General features: G+C 68.2%; 22 protein-coding genes. 12 read left to right on the top strand and 10 right to left on the bottom strand.

What is annotated here, in order from left to right:
* Positions 1-68: 68 nt before the first annotated feature.
* From OH686_RS16360 to hutI, 7 genes are all read right to left on the bottom strand, one after another.
* The gene (locus OH686_RS16360) at positions 69-1304 is read right to left on the bottom strand and encodes an RNA polymerase sigma factor (RefSeq protein WP_289533989.1); all 1236 of its coding nucleotides are present in this window, start codon (positions 1302-1304) and stop codon (positions 69-71) included.
* 116 nt (positions 1305-1420) lie between these two features.
* Entirely contained in the window at positions 1421-2131 is a 711-nt protein-coding gene (hutC, locus tag OH686_RS16355) for a histidine utilization transcriptional repressor HutC (RefSeq protein WP_289533987.1), read from the bottom strand.
* A gap of 74 nt (positions 2132-2205) precedes the next feature.
* Positions 2206-3741, bottom strand: coding sequence for a histidine ammonia-lyase (gene hutH / locus OH686_RS16350; protein WP_289533985.1), 1536 nt, complete (start codon positions 3739-3741; stop codon positions 2206-2208).
* A 49-nt stretch (positions 3742-3790) separates the two neighbouring features.
* Positions 3791-5188 carry a purine-cytosine permease family protein gene (locus tag OH686_RS16345; protein ID WP_289533983.1) on the bottom strand — a complete coding sequence of 466 codons (1398 nt, stop codon included), beginning with the start codon at positions 5186-5188 and terminating at the stop codon, positions 3791-3793.
* 87 nt (positions 5189-5275) lie between these two features.
* Positions 5276-6940, bottom strand: coding sequence for a urocanate hydratase (gene hutU / locus OH686_RS16340; RefSeq protein WP_289533981.1), 1665 nt, complete (start codon positions 6938-6940; stop codon positions 5276-5278).
* Between the two features lie 37 nt (positions 6941-6977).
* Entirely contained in the window at positions 6978-7928 is a 951-nt protein-coding gene (hutG, locus tag OH686_RS16335) for a formimidoylglutamase (protein WP_289533979.1), read from the bottom strand.
* A complete protein-coding gene (hutI, locus tag OH686_RS16330; protein ID WP_289533977.1) occupies positions 7918-9135 on the bottom strand; it encodes an imidazolonepropionase in 1218 nt (405 codons plus the stop codon). Before hutI ends, hutG begins: the two co-directional genes overlap by 11 nt.
* A 188-nt stretch (positions 9136-9323) precedes the next feature.
* Here hutI and OH686_RS16325 point away from each other — a divergent pair, with 188 nt between their 5' ends.
* Positions 9324-9896: a HutD/Ves family protein gene (locus OH686_RS16325; RefSeq protein WP_289533975.1), complete on the top strand. Its 573-nt coding sequence runs from the start codon at positions 9324-9326 to the stop codon at positions 9894-9896.
* Positions 9897-9944: 48 nt separating this feature from the next.
* Here OH686_RS16325 and OH686_RS16320 read toward each other — a convergent pair whose 3' ends face one another.
* Positions 9945-11384 carry a high affinity choline transporter 1 gene (locus tag OH686_RS16320; protein ID WP_289533973.1) on the bottom strand — a complete coding sequence of 480 codons (1440 nt, stop codon included), beginning with the start codon at positions 11382-11384 and terminating at the stop codon, positions 9945-9947.
* Positions 11385-11869: 485 nt separating this feature from the next.
* Between OH686_RS16320 and OH686_RS16315 the strand changes: the two genes are divergently transcribed.
* From OH686_RS16315 to OH686_RS16305, 3 genes are all read left to right on the top strand, one after another.
* Complete coding sequence (locus OH686_RS16315; protein ID WP_137970956.1) at positions 11870-12811, top strand: lysylphosphatidylglycerol synthase transmembrane domain-containing protein; 942 nt, start codon at positions 11870-11872, stop codon at positions 12809-12811.
* Positions 12812-12829: 18 nt separating this feature from the next.
* Positions 12830-13564 (top strand): class I SAM-dependent methyltransferase, encoded by a 735-nt coding sequence (locus OH686_RS16310; protein WP_289533972.1) that lies wholly within the window; start codon positions 12830-12832, stop codon positions 13562-13564.
* A 134-nt stretch (positions 13565-13698) separates the two neighbouring features.
* Positions 13699-14148: a phage infection protein gene (locus tag OH686_RS16305; RefSeq protein WP_137970954.1), complete on the top strand. Its 450-nt coding sequence runs from the start codon at positions 13699-13701 to the stop codon at positions 14146-14148.
* Between the two features lie 43 nt (positions 14149-14191).
* On the opposite strand, the gene OH686_RS16300 is transcribed toward OH686_RS16305, so the two are convergent.
* Both OH686_RS16300 and OH686_RS16295 read right to left on the bottom strand, forming a co-directional pair.
* On the bottom strand, positions 14192-15271 hold the full coding sequence (locus tag OH686_RS16300) for a fatty acid desaturase family protein (protein WP_137970953.1): 1080 nt from the start codon (positions 15269-15271) through the stop codon (positions 14192-14194).
* A 9-nt stretch (positions 15272-15280) separates the two neighbouring features.
* Positions 15281-16369, bottom strand: coding sequence for a flavin reductase family protein (locus OH686_RS16295; protein ID WP_289533970.1), 1089 nt, complete (start codon positions 16367-16369; stop codon positions 15281-15283).
* A 142-nt stretch (positions 16370-16511) separates the two neighbouring features.
* Here OH686_RS16295 and fabR point away from each other — a divergent pair, with 142 nt between their 5' ends.
* The 8 genes from fabR (at position 16512) to OH686_RS16255 (ending at position 22477) form a co-directional block, all read left to right on the top strand.
* Positions 16512-17147, top strand: coding sequence for an HTH-type transcriptional repressor FabR (gene fabR, locus OH686_RS16290; protein WP_289533968.1), 636 nt, complete (start codon positions 16512-16514; stop codon positions 17145-17147).
* Between the two features lie 152 nt (positions 17148-17299).
* Positions 17300-17800: an urease accessory protein UreE gene (ureE, locus tag OH686_RS16285; protein ID WP_289533967.1), complete on the top strand. Its 501-nt coding sequence runs from the start codon at positions 17300-17302 to the stop codon at positions 17798-17800.
* Between the two features lie 108 nt (positions 17801-17908).
* Positions 17909-18583 (top strand): urease accessory protein UreF, encoded by a 675-nt coding sequence (locus OH686_RS16280; protein WP_289533966.1) that lies wholly within the window; start codon positions 17909-17911, stop codon positions 18581-18583.
* 16 nt (positions 18584-18599) lie between these two features.
* Positions 18600-19214, top strand: a complete 615-nt coding sequence (gene ureG, locus OH686_RS16275) for an urease accessory protein UreG (RefSeq protein ID WP_137970948.1) — start codon at positions 18600-18602, stop codon at positions 19212-19214.
* A gap of 81 nt (positions 19215-19295) precedes the next feature.
* Positions 19296-19868 carry a HupE/UreJ family protein gene (locus OH686_RS16270; protein WP_289533963.1) on the top strand — a complete coding sequence of 191 codons (573 nt, stop codon included), beginning with the start codon at positions 19296-19298 and terminating at the stop codon, positions 19866-19868.
* A gap of 69 nt (positions 19869-19937) precedes the next feature.
* Entirely contained in the window at positions 19938-20831 is an 894-nt protein-coding gene (locus tag OH686_RS16265) for a hypothetical protein (RefSeq protein ID WP_289533961.1), read from the top strand.
* A 223-nt stretch (positions 20832-21054) separates the two neighbouring features.
* Positions 21055-21636: a cytokinin riboside 5'-monophosphate phosphoribohydrolase gene (locus OH686_RS16260; protein ID WP_289533959.1), complete on the top strand. Its 582-nt coding sequence runs from the start codon at positions 21055-21057 to the stop codon at positions 21634-21636.
* A gap of 73 nt (positions 21637-21709) precedes the next feature.
* Positions 21710-22477 (top strand): tetratricopeptide repeat protein, encoded by a 768-nt coding sequence (locus OH686_RS16255; protein ID WP_289533958.1) that lies wholly within the window; start codon positions 21710-21712, stop codon positions 22475-22477.
* Position 22478 lies beyond the last annotated feature (1 nt).

The raw sequence follows: 22478 nt of genomic DNA, 5'->3' as shown, positions 1-22478 counted from the left end.
AAATCGCTGCTGTCACCTTCTGGTCGAGCGCCACATCGACAATTCGACAGGGCCGCGCAAAATATTTTTCAGGCGTCCGGCAACTCGGCCAGGCGGCGCTCGAGAAACTGCCGGTCCATGCCCTGCTGGCTGAGCTGCAGCGCCCGCTGGTAGGCACTGCGCGCCTCGTCCCAGCGGCCCAGGCGGCGGTTGAGGTCGGCGCGGGCGGCATGCGCTAAGTGGTAGTCACCCAGCTCGCCGCGTTCGAGGATCGCCTCCACCTGGCGCAGCCCGGCGTCGGCGCCGTCGCGCATGGCCAGGGCCACCGCGCGGTTGAGCTCGATCACCGGCGACGGGTTGGCCGCCAGCAGCACCTCGTACAGGGCGACGATCTGCGCCCAGTCGGTGGCCTCGACGCTCGGCGCCTCGGCATGCACGGCGGCGATGGCGGCCTGCAGGCAGTAGGGGCCGATCTCGCCGGAGGCGAAGGCGGTCTGGATCTGCGCCTCGCCTTCGGCGATCAGCTCACGGTCCCACAGGCTGCGGTCCTGCTCTTCCAGCAGCACCGGCAGGCCATCGGCATCGCTGCGCGCGGCGCGGCGCGACTCCTGCAGCAGCATCAGCGCCAGCAGGCCGCGCACTTCGGCCTCGGGCAGCAGCTCACACAGCAGGCGACCGAGGCGGATGGCCTCGGCGGACAGGTGCTGGCGGGTCAGCTCGTCGCCGCTGCTGGCGAAATAGCCCTCGTTGAACACCAGGTAGACCACCCGCAGCACCGCCTCCAGGCGCTCGGGCAGCTCGCTGCGGCCGGGGACTTCATAGGGGATGCGCGCGTCGCGGATCTTGTTCTTGGCCCGCACGATGCGCTGGGCGATGGTTGGTGGCGTGGCCAGGAAGGCACTGGCGATTTCCTCGGTGGTGAGGTCGCAGATCTCGCGCAGGGTCAGCGCGACCTGGGCGTCGGGCGCCAGGGCCGGGTGGCAGCAGGTGAAGATCAGGCGCAGGCGGTCGTCTTCCAGATGCTCGCCGTCCCAGGCCTCGCCGCCGGCCGGCTCCTCCACATCGTCGAGGGCCTGGAAGCGCGCCTGGCGGCGCAGCTGGTCGATGGCCTTGAAGCGCCCGGCCGAGACCAGCCAGGCCCGCGGATTGTCCGGCACGCCCTGCTCCGGCCACTGCTCCATGGCCGCGCGGAAGGCCTCGTGCAGGGCCTCCTCGGCCAGGTCGAAGTCGCCCAGCAGGCGAATCAGAGTGGCCAGCACCCGGCGCGATTCCTCACGGTACAGGCGCTCCAGCGCCAGCTCGAATTGCTTCGCTTGTCGATCCATCGTCTCGTCCGTTGGCACGGTAGACCCCAGAGCCTAACCACTGAGCGCGGGATAAGAAACCGGATCGACGGGCGGTCGCTAAGCGAAGCGGCTAGCGGCGCGGCGAGCGGCGCGCCTCAGCGCCGCTTCATGCGCGAACGCAGCTTGTAGCGGGCGCCGGGGTGGATCAGGCGGGCGTAGCTGATCAGGTGCTCGGCCGACCAGGTGCGACGGATCATCGACAGGCACGGCGAGGCGGGGTCGATGTCCAACCAGGCGGCGGTCTGTGCGTCCACCAGCACCGCCTCAACCACGTGCTCGACATCGGCGATCGGACAGCTGGCCACCAGCACCTCGTTGGGCGTTTGCTGGGAGAAGTCGCTGTCCAGGTAGTGCGGCACCCAGCGCGGATTGACGTAACGATCCTCGAGCTGGATCGGCACACCGTCCTCGCGGTGCACCAGGATGCTGTGGAACACCTGGGCGCCCAGGCGCAGGCCGAGGCGCAGGGCCACCTCGTCGTCGGCCTCCACCGCCTCGCAGCGCAGCACGTCGTTGCTGTAGGCATGGCCACGGCCACGCACTTCGGCAGCGATGTTGAGCACCTCGTGCAGCGAAGACTCGGCCTTGCGGTCGGTGACGAAGGTGCCGAGACCGGCCTGGCGCACCAGGTAGCCCTTCTGCACCAGGTTGTTGATCGCCTTGTTGGCGGTCATGCGGCTGACGTCGAAGTCGCGAGCCAGCTGCTCTTCCGGGGGGATCTGATGGTTGACCGGGTAGGCGCCGCCATGGATGCGCTCGAGGAGGAAATCCTCGATCGCCTTGTAGCGCGGGGTTGTGCTGGTCACTGCGGCTCCTTGGGTAACGACCCGGTGCGCAGATGATAGCGCCCCTCCCCCACCGCGGGAGAGGGGCAACGTGCTCAACCCAGCGAAGGCAACATCCCCGCCGGCAACAACGGCGTCAGCACCTGGCGTTGCAGCAGCTCGTCCGCCGCGGCGATATCCGGGGCGAAGAACCGGTCCTCCACGTAGTACGGCACCTCGGCGCGCAGGGCCTGACGGGCCTGCTCCAAGGCCGGCGAGCTGTGCAGGCCCTCACGGAAATCCAGGCCCTGGCAAGCGCCCAGCCACTCCACGGCGAGCACACCGCGGGTGTTGGCGGCCATCTCCCACAGGCGCTTGCCGGCGTTGGGCGCCATCGACACGTGGTCTTCCTGATTGGCCGAGGTGGGCAGGCTGTCGACGCTGTGCGGATGGGCCAGGGCCTTGTTGTCGCTGGCCAATGCCGCCGCAGTGACCTGAGCGATCATGAAGCCGGAGTTCACCCCGCCATTGGCGACCAGGAACGGCGGCAGCTGCGACATGTGCTTGTCCATCATCAGCGAGATACGCCGCTCGGACAGCGAACCGATCTCGGCGATGGCCAGGGCGATATTGTCGGCGGCCATGGCCACCGGTTCGGCGTGGAAGTTGCCGCCGGAGATCACGTCGCCCTCGGCGGCGAACACCAGCGGGTTGTCCGACACCGCGTTGGCCTCTACCGCCAGCACCTCGGCGGCCTGGCGCAGCTGGGTCAGGCAGGCGCCCATCACCTGCGGCTGGCAGCGCAGGGAGTACGGATCCTGCACCTTGTCGCAGGCGGCGTGGGAGCGGCCGATCTCGCTGCTGGCGCCGAGCAGGTGACGGTAGGCGGCGGCCGCGTCGATCTGCCCGCGCTGACCGCGGGCGGCGTGGATGCGCGCATCGAAGGGCGCCCGCGAGCCGAGCATGGCCTCGACGCTGAGGGCGCCGCAGACGGTGGCGGCGGCGTACAGGTCTTCAGCCTCGAACAGCCCGCGCAGGGCATAGGCGCTGGAGACCTGGGTGCCGTTGAGCAGGGCCAGGCCCTCCTTGGCGGCCAGGGTCATGGGCTCCAGGCCGGCCACGGCCAGCGCCTCGGTCGCCGGCAGCCATTCGCCCTTGTGCCGCGCCTGGCTCTCGCCGAGCAGCACCAGCGACATGTGCGCCAGCGGCGCCAGGTCGCCAGAGGCGCCCACCGAGCCCTTGAGCGGGATGTGCGGATAGACCTCGGCGTTGACCAGGGCGACCAGCGCCTCGATCACCTTGCGGCGGATGCCGGAGAAGCCGCGCGCCAGGCTGTTGATCTTCAGCAGCAGGATCAGCCGCACCATGGCGTCGTCCAGCGGCTCGCCGATGCCGGCGGCATGCGACAGCACCAGCGAGCGCTGCAGCTTCTCCAGGTCGGCATTGGCGATGCGGGTGGAGGCCAGCAGGCCGAAGCCGGTGTTGATGCCGTAGGCGGTGCGGCCCTCGGCGACGATCTGGTTGACGCAGGCGACGCTGGCATCGATGGCCGCGTACGCCGAGGTGTCCAGGCTGATGCGCACGGGGGCCTGGTAGGCGGCGCGCAGTTGGGCCAGGGTCAGCTGGCCGGGAAGCAGATGCAGGGTATCCATCGTTGTCTCCAGAGCCGGGCGGCTCGTGACTGCCCGGCGATCAAAGAATTCAGGCCTTGGCCGGCAGCACGGTTGCCGCCGGCACGCTGCGCTTGCGCGCCACCAGGTAATAGAGCACCGCCGGCACCAGCAGGCCGATGATCCAGGAAATGTCCACGCCGCCCAGGCGCTCCACCAGCGGGCCGGTGTACAGCTTGGTGGAAATGAACGGCAGCTGGATCAGCACGCCGATCAGGTACACGGCGATGCCCGCCAGGTTCCAGCGCCCGTAGCGGCCGTCGGGGTCGGCCAGCGCGTCCACGTCGTAGCGCTCGCGGGTGATGAAGTAGTAGTCCACCAGGTTCACCGCGCTCCAGGGCGTGAAGAAGGTCAGCAGGAACAGGATGAAGGACTTGAACGCGCCGAGGAAGGAATGCTGGCCAAGCAGCGCCAGCACGGTGGCGGCACCGACGATGCCGAGCACGAATAGCAGGCGCTGGCTGCGCGACACCTCGATATGGCCACGGAAGCCGCTGATGATGGTGGCGATGCACATGAAGCTGCCGTAGGAGTTGAGCGTTGAGATGGTCACCTTGCCGAAGGCGATGCTGAAGTACAGCAGCGCGGCAATCGCACCGGTGCTGCCGAGGCCGACTATGTAGGCCACCTCGCGGCCGGCGAACTGACCGTTGGCCAGGGCCGCGGCGAGCACGCCGAGCACCATCGCCACCTGGGCGCCGAGCACCGAGCCGGCGCCGACGGCGAGGAAGGTCTTCAGCGACGAGCTGCTGCTCGGCAGGTAGCGCGAGTAGTCGGCCACATAGGGCCCGTAGGCGATCTGCCAGGACGCCGCCAGGGACACGGCGAGCAGGAACGACGACCAGCTGAAGTGGCGAATCTGCAGCAGCGCGCCGACGTCGCTGATGGTCATCAGGCGGGCAAACAGATAGACGAAGGCGATGATGCCGAGCACGCTGGCAATGCGGCCGATCCAGTGGATCACCCGGTAGCCGAGGGTGGTGGCCAGCACGATGCAGGCGGCGAAGATGAGGATGCCGACGCTGTCGCTGGCGCCGGTGAGCTGGGCGATGGCCTGGCCGGACAGCACGGTGCCGGTGGCAGTGAAGCCGAGGTACATCAGGCACACCAGGGCGATCGGGATGGCAGCGCCATACACCCCGAACTGCACGCGGCTGGAGATCATCTGCGGCAGGCCGAGCTTGGGCCCCTGGGCGGCGTGCAGGGCCATCACCCCGCCGCCGAACAGCTGGCCGATGAACAGGCCGATCAGCGACCAGAACACGTCGCCGCCCAGCACCACGGCCAGGGCCCCGGTGACGATGGCGGTGATCTGCAGGTTGGCGCCCAGCCACAGGGTGAACTGGCTGTAGAGGCTGCCGTGACGCTCGGCCTCGGGGATGTAGTCGATCGAACGGCGCTCGATCAGCGGCTTATTAGCCTGGGTCATCTGGTGTTCTCCACTGCGCCGGCCTTTGCCGGCGCTCTTGTTGTTGTCTGGGAACAGCGAGCCGGTGCGGGCACCGGCAGTCTTCTCTCAACCGGTGATCATCGGTAATTTCAGGCCCTGCTCCTTGGCGCAGTCGATGGCGATCTGGTAGCCGGCATCGGCATGGCGCATCACCCCGGTGCCCGGGTCGTTGGTCAGCACGCGGGCGATACGCGCCGCTGCTTCATCCGTACCGTCGCAGACGATGACCATCCCCGAATGCTGGGAGAAGCCCATGCCGACACCGCCGCCGTGGTGCAGCGAGACCCAGGTGGCGCCGCTGGCGGTATTGAGCAGGGCGTTGAGCAGCGGCCAGTCGGACACGGCGTCGGAGCCGTCCTGCATCGCCTCGGTCTCGCGGTTGGGGCTGGACACCGAGCCGCTGTCCAGGTGGTCGCGGCCGATCACGATAGGCGCCGACAGCTCACCCGAACGCACCATCTCGTTGAACGCCAGGCCGAGCCTGGCGCGCAGGCCCAGGCCGACCCAGCAGATGCGCGCCGGCAGGCCCTGGAACGCAATACGTTCCCTGGCCATATCCAGCCAGCGGTGCAGTTGGGCATCGTCGGGGATCAGCTCCTTGACCTTGGCGTCGGTCTTGTGGATGTCTTCCGGGTTGCCGGACAGCGCGGCCCAGCGGAACGGGCCGATGCCACGGCAGAACAGCGGGCGGATATAGGCCGGGACGAAGCCGGGGAAGTCGAAGGCGTTGGCCACGCCCTCCTCTTTCGCCATCTGGCGGATGTTGTTGCCGTAGTCGAAGGTCGGCACGCCCAGCTTCTGGAAGTCGAGCATGGCCTGCACATGCACGGCCATGGACTGCTTGGCGGCCTTGACCACCGCGGCCGGGTCGGTCTTGCCACGGTCCTTGTACTGCTCCCAGCTCCAGCCGATCGGCAGGTAGCCGTTGAGCGGGTCGTGGGCGCTGGTCTGGTCGGTGACCATATCCGGACGCACGCCACGGCGTACCAGCTCCGGCAGAATCTCGGCGGCGTTACCCAGCAGGGCGATGGAGATCGCCTTGCCCTCGCCGGTGTACTTGGCGATGCGTGCCAGGGCATCGTCCAGATCAGTGGCCTGCTCGTCGACGTAGCGGCTGCGCAGGCGGAAATCGATGCTGCTCTGCTGGCACTCGATGTTCAGCGAGCAGGCGCCGGCCAGGGTCGCGGCCAGCGGCTGGGCGCCGCCCATGCCACCCAGGCCGGCGGTCAGTACCCAGCGGCCGGTGAGATTGCCGTTGTAGTGCTGGCGGCCGGCCTCGACGAAGGTCTCGTAGGTGCCCTGGACGATGCCCTGGCTGCCGATGTAGATCCACGAACCGGCGGTCATCTGGCCGTACATGGCCAGGCCCTTGGCATCCAATTCGTTGAAGTGTTCCCAGCTGGCCCAGTGCGGCACCAGGTTGGAGTTGGCGATCAGCACGCGCGGTGCGTTGCTGTGAGTCTTGAACACGCCGACCGGCTTGCCGGACTGCACCAGCAGGGTTTCGTCGTCGTTCAGGTTGGTTAGGCTCTCGACGATCTTGTCGTAGCACTCCCAGTTGCGCGCGGCGCGGCCGATGCCGCCGTACACCACCAGCTCTTTCGGGTTCTCGGCCACTTCCGGGTCGAGGTTGTTCATCAGCATGCGCAGCGGCGCTTCGGTCAGCCAGCTCTTGGCAGTCAGCTGGTTGCCACGCGGGGCGCGGATCTCGATGTCGCGAAACTTGCTCATGGGGGCTCCTTGTTCTTGTGCGGAGTGAGGTTCGGGCTTAGAGGGTCAGCAGATGAATCAGGCGCGCCACCACGCGGGCGGTGCGGTTGTCGATGTCGTGTTGCGGGTTGAATTCGGCGAAGTCGATCAGGCGTAGCTTGCCGCTGCCCTTGATCCGTTCCAGCAGCGGCTCGAGCAGCGCCAGCGGCACGCCGCGGGCGGCCGGAGCACTGACCCCGGGGGCCTCGCAGGCCGGCAGCACGTCGATATCGAGGGTCAGGTAGAGCGCGTCGCAGCCGGCGATAAAGGCATCCAGCTCGGCGCCGATGCTCTCCAGGCTCGACTCGCGGATCTCGCGGTCCTCGCGCACCAGCACCTCCAGCTCGGCGGCGCGGGCGAACAGCGCGCGGGTGTTGCTGGCGCGGCTGACGCCCAGGCAGGCGTAGCGGAACGGCCAGCCGCGGGCGGCGCACTGCTCGGCGATCTGCGCGAAGGGGGTGCCGGAAGAATGCACATGGGCCGGGTCGCGCAGGTCGAAGTGGGCGTCGAAATTGATGATGCCAATCTTTGGGGCGGCCATCCGCGGAGCAGCCTCGCCGCCCAGATGCTCGGCCAGGCCGGACCAGCTGCCGAAGGCCACCTCGTGACCGCCGCCCAGCACCAGCGGCAGGTGGCCGGCGTCCAGCAGGGTGCAGACGCCACGCGCGAGGCGCGCCTGGGCAGCCTCCAGGTCGCCGTCCGCACAGACCACGTCGCCGGCATCGTAGGCCGGGCCCTGGCGATGCCAGGCCAGGTTGGCCAGGGCCTTGCGCAGCAGCGGTGGGCCACCGGCGGCGCCGACGCGGCCGTGGTTGCGGCGCACGCCTTCGTCGCAGGCAAAGCCGAACAGGGCCACGCCGGCCGGGCTGTCGGCCTGCAGCGGCTGGATGCGCTGGTGCCAGCGCGGGCTGTCCGGCTCGGGGTCGGTGCGGCCGGTCCAGGCCTCCATGGAGAAACGATCAGCGTGCATGAGTGATGGCTCCGGCGAAGATGCGTTGGCGCAGGCGTCCCGGCTGCACGGCGTAGGCCAGCTCGGCGGGGTGCTGGATGTCCCACAGGCACAGGTCGGCCGGGGCGCCGACGGCGATGCGGCCCAGTTCGGGGTGGCCGAGGGCGCGCGCACCGTGGGCGGTCATGCCGGCCAGGGCCTCGCGCGGGGTCAGGCGGAACAGGGTGCAGGCCAGGTTGGCCAGCAGGCTGGGCATGCAGATCGGCGAGGTGCCGGGATTGGCGTCGCTGGCCACGGCCATCGGCACGCCGTACTGGCGCAGCAGCTCGATCGGCGGCAGCTGGGTCTCGCGCAGGCAGTGGAAGGCGCCGGGCAGCAGCACGGCCACCGTGCCGGCCTCGGCCATGGCGCGCACGCCGGCCTCGTCGAGGTATTCGATATGGTCGGCGGACAGTGCGCCGTAGCGCGCGGCCAGGGCGCTGCCGCCGAGGTTGGAGAGCTGCTCGGCGTGGGCCTTGATGGCCAGGCCGTAGGCTTGCGCGGCGTGGAAGATGCGCTCGCACTGGGCCGCGGAGAAGCCGATGCCTTCGCAGAACACATCCACCGCATCGGCCAGGCCCTCGGCCGCGGCGGCCGGGATCATCTCGTCGCAGACCAGGCGCACGTAGCCATCGGCATCGCCGGCGTATTCCGGCGGCAGGGCGTGGGCACCGAGCAGCGTGGTGGTCACCCGCACCGGTCGCAGCTCGCCGAGGCGCCGGGCCACGCGCAGCATCTTCAGCTCGTCGGCGAGGGTCAGGCCGTAGCCGGACTTGATCTCGACCGTGGTCACGCCATCGGCCAGCAGCGCATCCAGACGCGGCAGGCTGGCGGCGAGCAGTTCGTCCTCGCTGGCCGCGCGGGTGGCGCGCACGGTGCTGAGGATGCCGCCGCCGGCCTTGGCGATATCGGCGTAACTGACGCCCTCCAGGCGCCGCTCGAATTCGTCGGCGCGGTTGCCGGCATAGACCAGGTGGGTGTGGCAGTCGACCAGGCCCGGGGTCATCACCCCGCCGCGCCCGGCCTCCTCGGCGCCAGCGGCCAGGGCCTGGTCGAACTCACGCTCGGACCACAGGCCGGCAATACGCTCGCCCTCCACCAGCACGGCCATGGGCTCGGGCAGCTGCTGCAGGCCATCGAACAGGATGACGTCGCGCCAGAGGCGACGTGGCCGGGGAGACAAGGGCATCGGGTTGTCCTCTCGCTTCAATGTATATACATTTAAAGTCAACGCATGGTGCCGTCAAGCATTGTCATCGGCGAGCTTGTCACCTCTACGGCAAGAGCCATTCAAGGCAGGCTACCCGAGCCCAGAAAAGACGGGGCCTCGGCACTGATCGATCATTTGTATATACATTAAATCGGGAGACGAACGGTATGCCCTGCCGAATCATCGACCTGCAGACACTGCCCGCTACACCCTGGAAGAACGGCGGCGGCACCACTCGCCAGTTGGCCATCGAGCCACCTGTGGCCGGGCTGGAGGATTTCGCCTGGCGCATCAGCTGCGCCCGGGTGGCCAGCGGCGGGCCCTTCTCGCCCTTCCCCGGAGCCGACCGCAGCCTGGCCGTGCTCGACGGCGCCGGCCTCGATCTGCAGCTGATGGGCGCCAGCCGCACCCTGCGCCCCTGCGGCGAGGCGCTGGCGTTCGCCGGCGAGGACGAGGTGACGGCGCAGCTGCTCGACGGGCCGGTGAGCGACCTCAATGTGATGACCCGCCGCGACACCTGGCAGCACCGCCTGTGGCATCTGCATCTGGAGGGCGAGCGGGCGCTGCACAACGACGCCGAGGTACTGCTGCTCCTGTGCAACGGCGGCCAGGTGGAGGTGCGGGACCGGGCCGCGCTGCATGCGGGCCAAGCCCTGCTGCTGAAAGGCGAACAGGGCCCACTGAAGCTGCGCGGCAGCGCCCCCTGTCTGCAGGTGGCCCAGCTGTATCGCCGCTCCTGAAACGCGAAACCCCGCCATGGGGCGGGGTTTCGGCGAACGTGGCGTGGCTTACTCGGGCTGCAGCACCAGCGCCTGGTCCGGGTTGCGGTGCCACTGCGGCAGCAGCGAACCGATGATCATGGCGCCCAGGCTGAAAAGCAGGCCGGCCAGTTGCGGCGGCCAGAAGGCATCATCGGTCAGGCTGTATTCCAGGTACAGCCAGGAGCTCAGGCCGGCGACGATGGCCAGCAGGGCGCCCTGGGTGGTGGCGCGCTTCCAGAACAGACCGGCGAACAGCGGCACCACGGCGGCGACCAGAGTCACCTTGTAGGCGTTGCCGACCATCTCGTAGATGCTCGCGTCGGAGTACATGGCAAAGGTCAGGGTAGCGGCGGCGCAGACCACGATGCTGATCCGCATGGCAAGGAGGAACTGCTTGTCGCTCATCACCGGCACGAAGCGCTTCAGCACGTTCTCAGTGAAGGTCACCGATGGCGCCAGCAGGGTGCCGGAGGCGGTGGACATGATCGCCGACAGCAGCGCGCCGAAGAACATGATCTGGGCGAACAGCGGGGTCTTCTCCAGGATCAGGTGCGGCAGGATCATCTGCGCGTCTTCGGCCAGCCAGCGCTGGACCATCTGCGGATCGATGATGGAGGCGGCGTAGGCGAGGAAGATCGGCAGCATGCAGAAGCACAGGTAGAAGGCGGCGCCGAACATCGAGGCGCGCGCGGCGATGTTCTCGGTCTTGGCCGACATCACCCGGGCGTACACGTCCTGCTGCGGGATGGAGCCGAGCATCAGGGTAACCGCGGCGCCGATGAAGGCGACTATGTCCTTGGGCTCGAAGCCCTGAATGAAGGTGAACTTGCCCTCGCTGGCGGCCTTGCCGATGACCACGTCGGCACCGCCGGCCATGTCACCGATCAGCCAGGTCAGGTAGATCAGACCGACCACGATGATCAGCATCTGGAAGAAGTCGGTCAGGGCCACCGACCACATGCCGCCGAACAGGGTGTAGAGCAGCACGATGAAGGTGCCCAGCAGCATGCCCTGGGTGGTGCTGATGGCGCCGTCGGAGATCACGTTGAACACCACACCGAGGGCGGTCAGCTGCGCCGCGATCCAGCCCAGGTAGGAGAACACGATGACCAGGCTGACGATCAGCTCGACGTTGCTGCCATAGCGCTTCTTGAAGTAGTCGCCGATGGTCAGCAGGTTCATGCGATACAGCGGGCGGGCGATGATCAGGCCGACCAGCATCAGGCAGCCGAAGGAGCCGAACGGGTCCTCGATGATGCCGGCGAAGCCTTCCTCGATGAAGGTTGCGGGAATACCCAGTACCGCCTCCGAGCCGAACCAGGTGGCGAACACCATGGCCGCGACGATGGGGAAGCCCATGCTGCGTCCACCTGCAGCGAAATCCTTGGAGTTCTTGACGCGGGTGGCGGCGTAGAAGCCGATACCGACGGTGACCAGCAGGTAGAGCGCAACGAACCAGATCAGCATGTTTCCCGTTCCAGAGGCATCGGCCCGCCACATGCTGCCCCGCAGATGCAGGGGCTGGGAACGGCGGACCACAGGTTTTTGTTATGTCCGTCAGGCTCGTTCGAGCGGCCTGGCGGCACGGTCGCGCAGTCTGGCAAAAACGTAAAATATGTCAAACGAAAACGACGAAATACCTGCACATTTGTTTCAGCACCTGGCCACGCATTTTGCTAAGAGCATGAGAAATAGCGATTTTCCTAGTGGAAATCCGCAGTCACAGTTTTAAATTTTTGACACCCGCCCAGCTTCGCAGCGCCCGTGCCAGAGCGCGGCCCCGCCGGTTCGCCTTGTAACAGCCAGTAACGCCCGCCGAATACGCACGGCTTGAGCCGGGCGGCCGCCTCCGGGATACTGCACGCCGATTTGCGCACCGCCTGCCTGCCATACTGCGGATGCGCCAAGTGGCCAACGGATTGCCTTCAGATAGAGACGGGGAGCCATCGTCGATGATGAAAAGAAGCGACTGGATCTGGACCGTCATAGGTTTGGCCGCAGTCGTATTTTCCTGCTACCTGCTCTACAAGGAGATCCGCACGATCTCCCTGAACGAGCTGCAGGACAGCCTCAATGCCATCGCCCTGCACAACTGGCTGCTGGCCGCCGGCGCCACCCTCGGCGCCTACGTCGCGCTGGCCTGGTACGACCGCATCGCTATCGCCCACCTGGGCAAGAAGATTTCCTGGTGGTTCATCACCCTCTGCTCCTTCACCACCTACGCCCTGGCGCACAACATCGGCGCCTCGGTGTTCTCCGGCGCCGTGGTGCGCTATCGGGCCTACACCAGCAAGGGCCTGGTGCCGTCAGAAATCGGCGTACTGATCGTGTTCTGCTCCTTCACCTTCGCCCTCGGCGTACTGCTCTCCGGCGGTGCCGTGCTGGTCTGCCAGCCGGACCTGATCAAGCGCGTGGCGGATGTCGGCCCCTGGTTGTCGGTGGCGATCGGCCTGCTCCTGCTCGGCCTGGTGGCGCTCTACGTGCTCGGCTCCTGGCGCCATTTCAAGCCGTGGAAGTGGGGCAAGCTGCATGTCGAATATCCGCGCCTGGGCATAGTCGCCCGGCAGCTGCTGGCCGGGCCGCTGGAGCTGGCCTGCGCGGCGGCGATCATCTATTTCGCCCTTCCGGTGGAGGGCAATCCGGGCTATCTCGTCGTGCTCGGCGTGTTCCTCGCCTCCTTCTCCCTGGCGCTGCTGTCCCACGCCCCCGGCGGCCTGGGCGTGCTGGAGGTGACCTTCCTCGCCGCCATGCCGGAGCTGCCGACCGCCGACGTGCTGGCCGCGCTGATCGTGTTCCGCGTGTTCTATCTGCTGTTGCCGTTCGCCCTGTCCATGCTGGTGGTGCTCGGCTTCGAATGGAGCCAGTGGAATCAGAGGCGCCAACGGCGCGATTGACCAGGACAGGGACGAGGCATGAGCACACACAGCATCGAGCGGATCTACCCGCCTGACCTCGACCCGGAAAACCCCAGCGACCAGACCACCCTGCGCATCCACCTGGAACGCTACGAGTTCGCCGCCCAGCACCTGAGCGGCGACCGCGTGCTGGATATGGCCTGCGGCTGCGGTTACGGCACCGCCCTGCTGGCCGAGCGCCATCCGGACAAGCAGGTGACCGGCGTGGACATCGACCCCGAGGCCATCGCCTACGCCCAGCGCCACTACCGCCTGCCCAACCTGCGCTATGTCTGCGCCGACGCCGAGCGCTTCGAGGCCGAGTCTGGCTTCGACAGCATCGTCAGCCTGGAGACCATCGAGCACCTGCCGCACCCGCCGCGTCTGATCGCCAACTACGCGCGCCTGCTGGCCGCCGGCGGCCGGGTGATCGCCTCGGTACCGATCACCCCGACCCTGGATGGCAATCCGCACCACCTGCACGATTTCAGCCGCCGCTCCTTCCTCGCCCTGTTCCGCCACCATCGCCTGCGCCCGCATGCGCTGCACCTGGAGCAGATCCAGTGGTGGCAGTTCCGCGGCCTGTTCTCTCGCCGGCCGGACCACGCCAAGCGACATCGTTCCGAGGGCGTGGGCAATGCGGTACTCGGTTACTACCGGCGGCACCCCACCTACCTGTTTTCCCGCCTCGCGGCGATGCTGCGCTACGGCTTCAGCAACCGTTATCTGACCTGCCTGTTCCTCGCCGAATAGCCCGATCCAGAGCGGCCCAGGCGTTACATTACTGACGTCGATGGGCACCATCAGGACGATCAACTTTTGTCTCGGCGGCGCGTGAGTACCATTTGCTCCGTAGCCACTTTCCAGCCCCTTCGAGGAGGCCCGAGATGAACAAACAACTGATCGCCAGCCTGATCCTGTCCACCCTGACCAGCGCCGCATTTGCCCTGCCGGGTGACGAACAACCGCCACTGACCGAACTGCAGCACATCAGCGCCCCGGCCACCGTTGCCGAGGGTGGCGCCGATCGCCTGATCGATAGCCGTGACGTCGCCGAGAATGGCGCCGAACGCACCAAGGCCTTCCGTGTCGCCGAAGGCGGTGCAGATCGCCTGATCGACGGCCGTGACGTCGCCGAGAATGGCGCCGAACGCACTAAGGCCTTCCGTGTTGCTGAAGGCGGTGCCGATCGCCTGATCGACAGCCGTGACGTCGCCGAGAACGGCTCCGAGCGCACCAAGGCCTTCCGCATTGCCGAAGGCGGTGCCGACCGTCTGCTCGACGGCCGCGCAGTTGCCGAGAACGGCTCCGAGCGGGTCGGTCGTCAGACCGCCTGACGTGGGCAGCAGTACCCCGAAGCCCGGCGCCCGCCGGGCTTTTTTATTGGGCGGCCGCAGCCGGCGGCAGGCGATGGATCCAGATGCGTTTGAGCACGGTGGTGAACTGCGCCGACAGGGTTCCGCTGTTGTAGATCTGCCCGTAGCGCGCGGCGATCTCGCGCACCCGCGGTGCCAGCTCGGCATAGCGGCGCGCCGGCAGGTCGGGGAAAAGGTGGTGCTCGATCTGGTGGCTGAGGTTGCCGGTGAGGATATGCAGCAGCTTGCCGCCCTCCAGGTTGCTGGAGCCGCGCAGCTGGCGCAGGTACCAGTGGCCGCGGCTCTCGCCCGCCACCGACTCCTTGCTGAACACGGCGGCGCGTTCGGTGAAGTGGCCGCAGAAGATCACCAGGAAGGTCCACAGATTGCGCAGCAGATTGGCCAGCGCGTTACCGGCCAGCACGGCCAGGGCATTGGCGCCGACGGCCAGCGCCAGCAGCGGGAACAGCAGGTAGTCCTTGCCCCACAGGCGCAGCAGCTTGGCGCCGAACTGGCGCAGCAGCGGGCGCACCTCGGCGCCGTCGATCTTGCCCTTGTACCACTTGTCCAGCCGCAGGTGCTGGATGGCCACGGCGTACTGGAACAGCAGCGCCTGCAGGGTCACCCACAGCGGCTGCCAGCGGTAGAACGGCTTCCAGCGCTGCTCGGGAAACAGCCGCACCACGCCGTAACCGACGTCGTCGTCCATGCCGATCACGTTGGTCCAGGTGTGGTGCACATGGTTGTGGGTGTGCCGCCAGAAATCGGCCGGGCCGACTATGTCCCACTCGTAGCGGCGCCCGGCCAGCTCCGGATCGTTCATCCAGTCGTACTGGCCGTGCATCACGTTGTGGCCCAGTTCCATGTTCTCGAGAATCTTGCCCAGGCCCAGCAGCAGGCTGCCAAGCAGCCAGGTGGGCGGGAACCAGCCGAGCATCAGCAGCGCGCGGCCGCTCCAGCAGCACAGCCGCACCACCCCGCGCACGCGGCGGATATAGCGCGCGTCGGCATCGCCGAGGTCGGCCATGGTGCGGCGGCGCAGGCCGTCCAGCTCGGCGGCGAAGGCCTCCAGTTCGGCGGCGTTCAGTTCACGGTCGATTCGCATGGCACGCTCCTAGATATCGAGTTGCACATCGCCCAGGGGGGCGCTGACGCACAGCCGGATCGGCTGGCCCGGCTCGGCGAACGGCTCGCCACTGCGCAGGTCGCGCACCGTGCCGGCCAGCAGGGTGCAGGTGCAGCTGGCGCAGATGCCCTGGCGGCAACCGTGGGCCGGACGCAGGCCATGTTCCTCGGCCTGTTCCAGCAGGCTGCGGTTGCTGTCACCCAGGGCCGCGACGCGGCTGCGGGCGAAGTCCAGGCGCACCGCCTGGCCGGGCTCGCTGATCCGCTGCGGCGGGCTGAAGGCCTCGACCTGCAGGGAACCGCCCCAGCTGTTGCGCACCGCCTCGACGAAGCTGGCCGGGCCGCAAGCCAGCAGGCCGAAGTCGCTCATGCCGAGCAGATGGCCGGCCTGGAAGCGCCCGCCCCGGGGATCGTGCCGTGCGTCCTGGCCGGTCAGCAGCCAGCGCACCTGCAGATTGGGGTGGCGCAGCATCAGTTGCTGCAGCTCCGCCTGGTAGGCGCATTGCCCGGCCTCGCGCACGTAGTGCAGCAAGCTCACCGGCGCCGCATAACCGCGTGCCAGCGCCTCGCGCAGCAGGCCGAGCAAGGCGGTGATGCCACTGCCGGCGGCCAGCAGACCGACGCCGGCGCCCTGCTCCGGCCACTGCAGCTCGCCCTGGGCCTGCGCCAGCTCCAGTACCGCGCCGACGGGCAGATGATCGAGCAGCCGATTGGACAGCCGCCCACCCGGCTGGCGGCGGATGCCCAGCTCGATCAGGCCGCCGGCAGCCACGCGGGTCAGGCTGTAGCTGCGGCCATGGCGTACGCCATCCAACTGCAGATACAGCTGCACGTGCTGGCCGGCGCGCCAGCCGCGGGCGTTGCCATTGCAGCGCAGACGCAGGGCAAGCAGGTCGTCGCTGACCCACTCGCGCCCTACCACCCGGGCGTACACCCGGTTCAGGCGCCAGGCCGGATGCAACCTGGCCAGCACGGCATCCACTTCCGCCTCGCGCAGCCAGGCCCGCGCCGTCAGGGCGCGCAGCGGCCATAGCAGTGGCGTCAGCCAGCGAACGAGAAACAGCGGCAGGAGGGACATGGACCAATATTCCAGTGAACAACTGTTCACACAGAATGGACCAGCAAAGCAACTCAGTCAACGATTGTTCACTGAACGTCATTCGACGCCGGCAAAATGCATTTGCTAGAGTGCGCCGCAACCTCGCCATCGCCCGAATGTCATGCCGCCACGCGCCGAACAGAAACAGCAGACCCGCCAAGCCCTGATGGATGCCGCACTCAGCCTGATGGACAGCGGCCGCGGCTTCGGCAGCCTCAGCCTGCGCGAAGTCAGCCGCACCGCGGGCATCGTGCCGACCGGCTTCTACCGCCACTTCGACGACATGGACCAGCTCGGCCTGGCCCTGGTCGCCGAGGTCGACGCGACGTTCCGCAGTACCCTGCGCGAAGTGCGCCATAGCCAGTTCGAGATGGGCAGCATCATCGAGGCCAGCGCGCGCATCTTCCTCGATGCGGTGAACGCCAACCGCAACCAGTTCCTGTTCCTCGCCCGCGAGCAGTACGGCGGCTCGCAACCGGTGCGCCAGGCCATCGGCTGCCTGCGCCAGCAGATCACCGCCGACCTGGCCGCCGACCTCAAGCTGATGAACCGCACCCCGCAGCTGGACGAGCCGGCGCTGGAGGTGGTCTCCGACCTGGTGGTGAAGACCGTGTTCGCCACCCTGCCCGAGCTGATCGACTCCCCAGACGAGTCGCTGCCCGCCCACTTGACCCCTGAAGCCAAGATGACCCAGCAACTGCGCTTCATCTTCATCGGCGCCAAGGGCTGGCTGGGCCTGGGCCAGGGCCGCGAATAAGCGCACCAACCAGGCTCACGCCCCGCAACAACGCACCACAATTGCGCACACCGAAGCCCCAACTTCTGGCATAACGCCGCCAAATTGGGGCCTCACCGGCTTGGCAAGGGCCTTGCTCTACCGACAGGACCATTCCTGGCCGGAAGCCCAACATGCTGGTGATCCATCACCGCCTCGAACCCCAGCCCTACTGGGACGAAGAACTGCACCTGACCTTCGACGCCCGTAGCAAGAGCCGCCTGCGCTGTTTCAGCGCGGCGGGCGAAGACGTCGGCCTGTTCCTCGAACGCGGCCAGCCCGCGCTACGCGACGGCGACTGCCTGCGCGCCGAGGACGGCCGCATCGTACGGATCTGCGCCCGTCCGGAAACCCTGCTGCACGTCACCTGCGCATCCAGCTTCGAGCTGATGCGCGCCGCCTACCATCTGGGCAACCGCCATGTGGCTCTGCAGCTGGGCGATGGCTGGCTGCGCCTGCTCGACGACTACGTGCTCAAGGCCATGCTCGACCAGCTCGGCGCCACCACCTGCACGGTCGACGCGCCCTTCCAGCCCGAACAGGGCGCCTATGGCGGCGGCCACCACCATTCGCATGCCGGCGAGGCCGAGTTCAGCTACGCACCGCGCCTGCACCAGTTCGGCGTGCGCCCGTGAACAAGGCCTGGGCCCTGCTGCGCCTGGCCAGCCCGCAGCTGCCGAATGATCTGTTGGCTACAGCGCAGCGGGTGCGGCCATGCATGCCCCTCTGCACGGAGCGAAGCCATGAATAAGGCATGGGCGCTGCTCAGGCTTGCCAGCCCGCAATTGCCCATCGGTGGTTACAGCTATTCCCAGGGCCTGGAGATGGCCGTGGAGCGGGAGCTGGTACGCGACCAGCACAGCGCACACAACTGGATCGCCGACCAGCTGCTGCTCAACTTGACGCGCTTCGAGGCACCGCTGCTGCTGGCCCACTGCCGCGCCGCGGCAAACGCGGACTGGCCAAGACTGGCCGAGCTCGCCGGGCAGCACCGCGCCAGCCGCGAGACCCGCGAGCTGGCCCTGGAAAGCCGGCAGATGGGCTACTCGCTGCGCCAGTTGCTGGAGGGCCTGCCCGAACTGGACCAGGAGGCCCGCGACTTTCTCGCCGACCAGTCCGAGCTGGGCCTGGCACCGGCCTGGGCCCTAGCCGCCCGCGCCTGGGTGATCGACCCGGAGGACGCCCTCGCCGCCTGGCTATGGGGCTGGCTGGAGAACCAGCTGGCGGTGCTGATGAAGACCCTGCCGCTGGGCCAGCAGGCCGCCCAGCGCCTGACCTCCGAACTGCTGCCGCTGCTGGAACAGGCGCAGCAGCAGGCCACCACCCACGAACCACACCATTGGGGCAGCGCCGCCTTCGGCCTGGCCCTGGCCAGCATGGCGCACGAGCGCCAGTACAGCCGTCTCTTCCGCTCATGAGAAAAGGAAACATGCCATGAACAGCCAACCCCTGCGCGTCGGTATCGGCGGCCCGGTCGGGTCGGGCAAGACCGCCCTGACCCTGGCCCTGTGCCAGGCCCTGCGCGAGCGCTACAACATCGCCGTGGTCACCAACGACATCTACACCCAGGAAGACGCCCAGTTCCTGGTGCGCAACGAGGCCCTGGCGCCCGAACGCATCATCGGCGTGGAGACCGGCGGCTGCCCGCACACGGCGATCCGCGAGGACGCCTCGATCAACCTGGAGGCGGTCGACCAGCTCAACCGACGCTTCCCGGGCCTCGACCTGATCATCGTCGAATCCGGCGGCGACAACCTGTCCGCCACCTTCAGCCCCGAGCTGTCGGACCTAACCCTGTACGTGATCGACGTGTCCGCCGGCGACAAGCTGCCGCGCAAGGGCGGCCCGGGCATCTGCAAGTCCGACCTGCTGGTGATCAACAAGGTCGACCTGGCGCCCATGGTCGGCGCCTCGCTGGAAGTGATGGACCGCGACGCGCGCAAGATGCGCGGCGACAAGCCGTTCGTGTTCAGCAACCAGAAGGTCGGCCAGGGTCTCGACGAGATCATCGCCTTCATCGAACGCCACGGCATGCTCAGCGCCGCCTGAGCCATGACTCCCTCTCCCCCGGGAGAGGGCTGGGGTGAGGGACACCCCGCCAACGCCATGCCTTACCAGGAGTACCCACCAATGAATCTGCGCAAACCCCTGTTCGCCATCGCCCTGTTCCTCAGCCCGGCGCTGGCCTTCGCCCATGCCGGCCACGACCACTCCGGCCTGATGGCGGGCGTCGCCCACCCGATCACCGGTCTCGACCACCTGCTGGCGATGCTCGCCGTCGGCCTGTGGGCCGCGCAGCAGAGCGGCGCGGCGCGCTGGGCTCTGCCAGGTACCTTCGTCGCCACCATGCTGCTCGGCGGCCTGCTCGGCTTCTCCGGCGTGGAAATCCCGCTGATGGAGACCGGCATCGCCGGCTCGGTGCTGGCCTTCGGTCTGCTGGTGGCGGTCGCCGCGCGCCTGCCGCTGGCGGTGTCGCTGGGCCTCACCGGCCTGTTCGCCCTGAGCCACGGCGTGGCCCATGGCCTGGAACTGCCGGAGCTGGCCAGCCCCTGGGGCTATGCCGCCGGCTTCGTGGCCGCCACCGCCGCCCTGCATGGCCTGGGCTACGCGGTCGTGCGTTACCTGCCGCGCGCCGCCGCACCGCTGGTGCGCCTGGCCGGTGCCGCATCGGCGGGTGCCGGAGTCTGGCTGCTGGCCAGCTGAGAAAACACTCACGGGCGTGCCCGGCACGCCCTTGCTAGACTGGCGGGGTCCATCCCCACGGTTCCCGCCATGCCTGTTCGTCCTCGCCGCGCGCTGATCGGCCTGCTACTGTTGTGCTCCTCGATCGCCCACAGTGCGCAGCCGCCAGGCCTGGAAGTGACCTGGAACATGAGCCCCTGGCCGGGCCTGATCAACATGCAGGACGGCCGGCCCAGCGACGGCATCATCGTCGACCTGCTGCAGCAGATCACTCAGCGCCTGCCGCAGTACCGCCACAACCTCCGCCTGAACAACCTCACCCGCGGCCTGGAGCAGCTCAAGCGCGAGCCGCTGAGCTGCTTCCTGCCGACCTTCCCCACCCCCGAACGCGACCAGCACGGCTACTACGTCGGCCTGTTCGTCGCCATGCCGCACCAGCTGGTGGTGCGCACCGCCGACCTGCAGCGCTTCGCCCAAGGCAAGGACGAGGTGTCGCTGCGCCAGCTGTTGCGCGACAGCCAACTGCGCGGCGGCCTGGTTCGTGATCGCAGCTACGGACCGATCCTCGACCCGCTGCTGCATGCTCCCGAGGCCCAGCCGCAGCTGCAGCGCATCCAGACCAGCAGCGCCGGCAGCAACCTCTACGGCATGCTCGAACACCAGCGCATCGACTACCTGCTGGACTACGCCGAGGTGGTGCAGTACGTGCAGCGCCAGCAGGGTGTGGCCCAGGGCCTGAGCCTGCTGCCGCTGGCCGAGGCCAGTTCGCCCTACGTCAGCGGCATCTATTGCAGCAAGAATGCCGAGGGCGCCGAGCTGGTCCGCCAGATCGACCGCATCGCCCGCCTGCCCGAGGTCATCGCCCTGTTCATCGAGGCGCAGAAGGCCTATATGCCACCGCGCACCCTGGCCCACTATCAGCCCTGGCTGGATCGCTTCTTCGCCGAGCGGCCGCACAAGGACCTGACCAAACTGCCGCGCTAATGGCTATGACGGCCATCGAGACAATCTAAGGGCCGGTGCCGCAGGGTCGGCCTACTCTGACGGCCAGCCCCAAGCGGAGATGCCGCCATGCCCATCCACGATTTCCTCTACGCCCTGCTGGCCTGCTACGCGGCCGGCGCCAGCGGCACCTGCCCGCAAGAGCTCGCCTGACCGATCGGACAGGGTTACCCTGTGCAGCCTTTTTCGCCTGGGAGCACCCTGCATGAGCCTGAAGTCCGTCTGCGTGTTCTGCGGCGCCAGCCCCGGCGCGCGCCCGATCTACCGTGAGGCCGCCGAGAATCTTGGCCGCAGCCTGGCCGAGCGTGGCCTGACCCTGATCTACGGCGGCGGCGCCGTCGGCCTGATGGGTGTGGTGGCGGACGCGGCCCTGGCCGCCGGTGGCGAAGTGATCGGCATCATCCCGCAGAGCCTGGAGCGCGCGGAGATCGGCCACAAGGGCCTGACCCGCCTGGAAGTGGTGGACGGCATGCACGCGCGCAAGGCACGCATGGCCGAGCTGGCCGACGCCTTCATCTCCCTGCCCGGCGGCCTCGGCACCCTGGAAGAGATGTTCGAGGTGTGGACCTGGGGCCAGCTCGGCTACCACGCCAAGCCCCTGGGCCTGCTGGAAGTGGACGGCTTCTACGCGCGCCTGACCGATTTCCTCGACCACCTGGTGGCCGAGCGCTTCGTCCGCGAACCGCACCGCGCCATGCTGCAGGTCGGCGAGTCGCCGGCCGAGCTGCTCGACCGCCTGGAAGCCTGGCAGCCCACCGTGGCGCCCAAGTGGGTCGACCGCACGTAACGCCCGCGGCGCCGATGACAGTGGCGCGGCGCCATGCTACACAGGGGCCCGACCCAACAAGGATGTTTCGCCCATGCCCCTGCTCGCGCTGCTGCTCATCGCCTGCCAGATCATCTGTGGCCTGCACGTGCTCCGTAGCGGCCAGGAGCGCTACTGGCTGTACCTGATCATCGCGCTGCCCGGCCTCGGCTGCCTGATCTACTTCCTCGGCGTGATGCTGCCGGACATGCTCGGCAGCCGCAGCGGCCGCCGCGCGATCAACCAGCTGCACGACCGCCTCGACCCGGAGCGCCATCTGCGCGCCCTGCGCGATGCCCTGGACCTGAGCGACACTCGCGAGACCCGCGTGCAGCTGGCCGACGAGCTGCTGCGTCTGGAGCAGCCCGCCGAGGCCGCCGATCACTATCGCGCCGCCCTGCGCGGCGTGCACAGCCACGCGCCAGACATCATGCTCGGCCTGGCCCGCGCCCAGTTCGCCCTGGACAACGCCGCCGCTTGCCGCGAGACCCTGGACCAGCTGATCCAGCACAACCCGCAGTTCCGCTCCGCCGACGGCCACCTGCTGTATGCCCGCGCCCTGACCCGGCTCGGCGAGCTGGCCAAGGCCGAGGAGGAGTTCCACGCCCTGCTCGGCCACTTCGCCGGCCCCGAGGCGCGCTACCACTATGCCCAGCTGCTGCGCCAGGCCAACCGCACCAATGAGGCCCGCGCCCAGCTGGAGCAGATCGAGCAGTACGCGCGGCGCGCGCCCAAGCACTACCGCAACCTGCACCAGGCCTGCCTGGCCCAGGTGCGCGACGAACTCAAGGCGCTGGACGCCCCGCAGCAGCAGAGCGCCTGAG

The organism is Pseudomonas sp. SO81 (assembly GCF_030374125.1).
Taxonomy (GTDB): domain Bacteria; phylum Pseudomonadota; class Gammaproteobacteria; order Pseudomonadales; family Pseudomonadaceae; genus Aquipseudomonas.
Note: the sequence above shows the minus strand (reverse complement) of the source record. Positions and strands in the feature narration are given on the sequence as shown.

Coding starts and splice junctions, on each gene's coding strand:
- hutU (WP_289533981.1), bottom strand. CDS start 6,940: ATGAGCAAGTTTCGCGACATCGAGATCCGCGCCCCGCGTGGCAACCAG.
- OH686_RS16300 (WP_137970953.1), bottom strand. CDS start 15,271: ATGCGAATCGACCGTGAACTGAACGCCGCCGAACTGGAGGCCTTCGCC.
- hutG (WP_289533979.1), bottom strand. CDS start 7,928: ATGCACGCTGATCGTTTCTCCATGGAGGCCTGGACCGGCCGCACCGAC.
- hutI (WP_289533977.1), bottom strand. CDS start 9,135: ATGCCCTTGTCTCCCCGGCCACGTCGCCTCTGGCGCGACGTCATCCTG.
- OH686_RS16255 (WP_289533958.1), top strand. CDS start 21,710: ATGCCCCTGCTCGCGCTGCTGCTCATCGCCTGCCAGATCATCTGTGGC.
- ureE (WP_289533967.1), top strand. CDS start 17,300: ATGCTGGTGATCCATCACCGCCTCGAACCCCAGCCCTACTGGGACGAA.
- fabR (WP_289533968.1), top strand. CDS start 16,512: ATGCCGCCACGCGCCGAACAGAAACAGCAGACCCGCCAAGCCCTGATG.
- OH686_RS16260 (WP_289533959.1), top strand. CDS start 21,055: ATGAGCCTGAAGTCCGTCTGCGTGTTCTGCGGCGCCAGCCCCGGCGCG.
- OH686_RS16325 (WP_289533975.1), top strand. CDS start 9,324: ATGCCCTGCCGAATCATCGACCTGCAGACACTGCCCGCTACACCCTGG.
- OH686_RS16305 (WP_137970954.1), top strand. CDS start 13,699: ATGAACAAACAACTGATCGCCAGCCTGATCCTGTCCACCCTGACCAGC.
- hutH (WP_289533985.1), bottom strand. CDS start 3,741: ATGGATACCCTGCATCTGCTTCCCGGCCAGCTGACCCTGGCCCAACTG.
- OH686_RS16320 (WP_289533973.1), bottom strand. CDS start 11,384: ATGCTGATCTGGTTCGTTGCGCTCTACCTGCTGGTCACCGTCGGTATC.
- OH686_RS16360 (WP_289533989.1), bottom strand. CDS start 1,304: ATGGATCGACAAGCGAAGCAATTCGAGCTGGCGCTGGAGCGCCTGTAC.
- OH686_RS16315 (WP_137970956.1), top strand. CDS start 11,870: ATGATGAAAAGAAGCGACTGGATCTGGACCGTCATAGGTTTGGCCGCA.
- OH686_RS16295 (WP_289533970.1), bottom strand. CDS start 16,369: ATGTCCCTCCTGCCGCTGTTTCTCGTTCGCTGGCTGACGCCACTGCTA.
- OH686_RS16345 (WP_289533983.1), bottom strand. CDS start 5,188: ATGACCCAGGCTAATAAGCCGCTGATCGAGCGCCGTTCGATCGACTAC.
- OH686_RS16280 (WP_289533966.1), top strand. CDS start 17,909: ATGAATAAGGCATGGGCGCTGCTCAGGCTTGCCAGCCCGCAATTGCCC.
- OH686_RS16265 (WP_289533961.1), top strand. CDS start 19,938: ATGCCTGTTCGTCCTCGCCGCGCGCTGATCGGCCTGCTACTGTTGTGC.
- ureG (WP_137970948.1), top strand. CDS start 18,600: ATGAACAGCCAACCCCTGCGCGTCGGTATCGGCGGCCCGGTCGGGTCG.
- OH686_RS16310 (WP_289533972.1), top strand. CDS start 12,830: ATGAGCACACACAGCATCGAGCGGATCTACCCGCCTGACCTCGACCCG.
- OH686_RS16270 (WP_289533963.1), top strand. CDS start 19,296: ATGAATCTGCGCAAACCCCTGTTCGCCATCGCCCTGTTCCTCAGCCCG.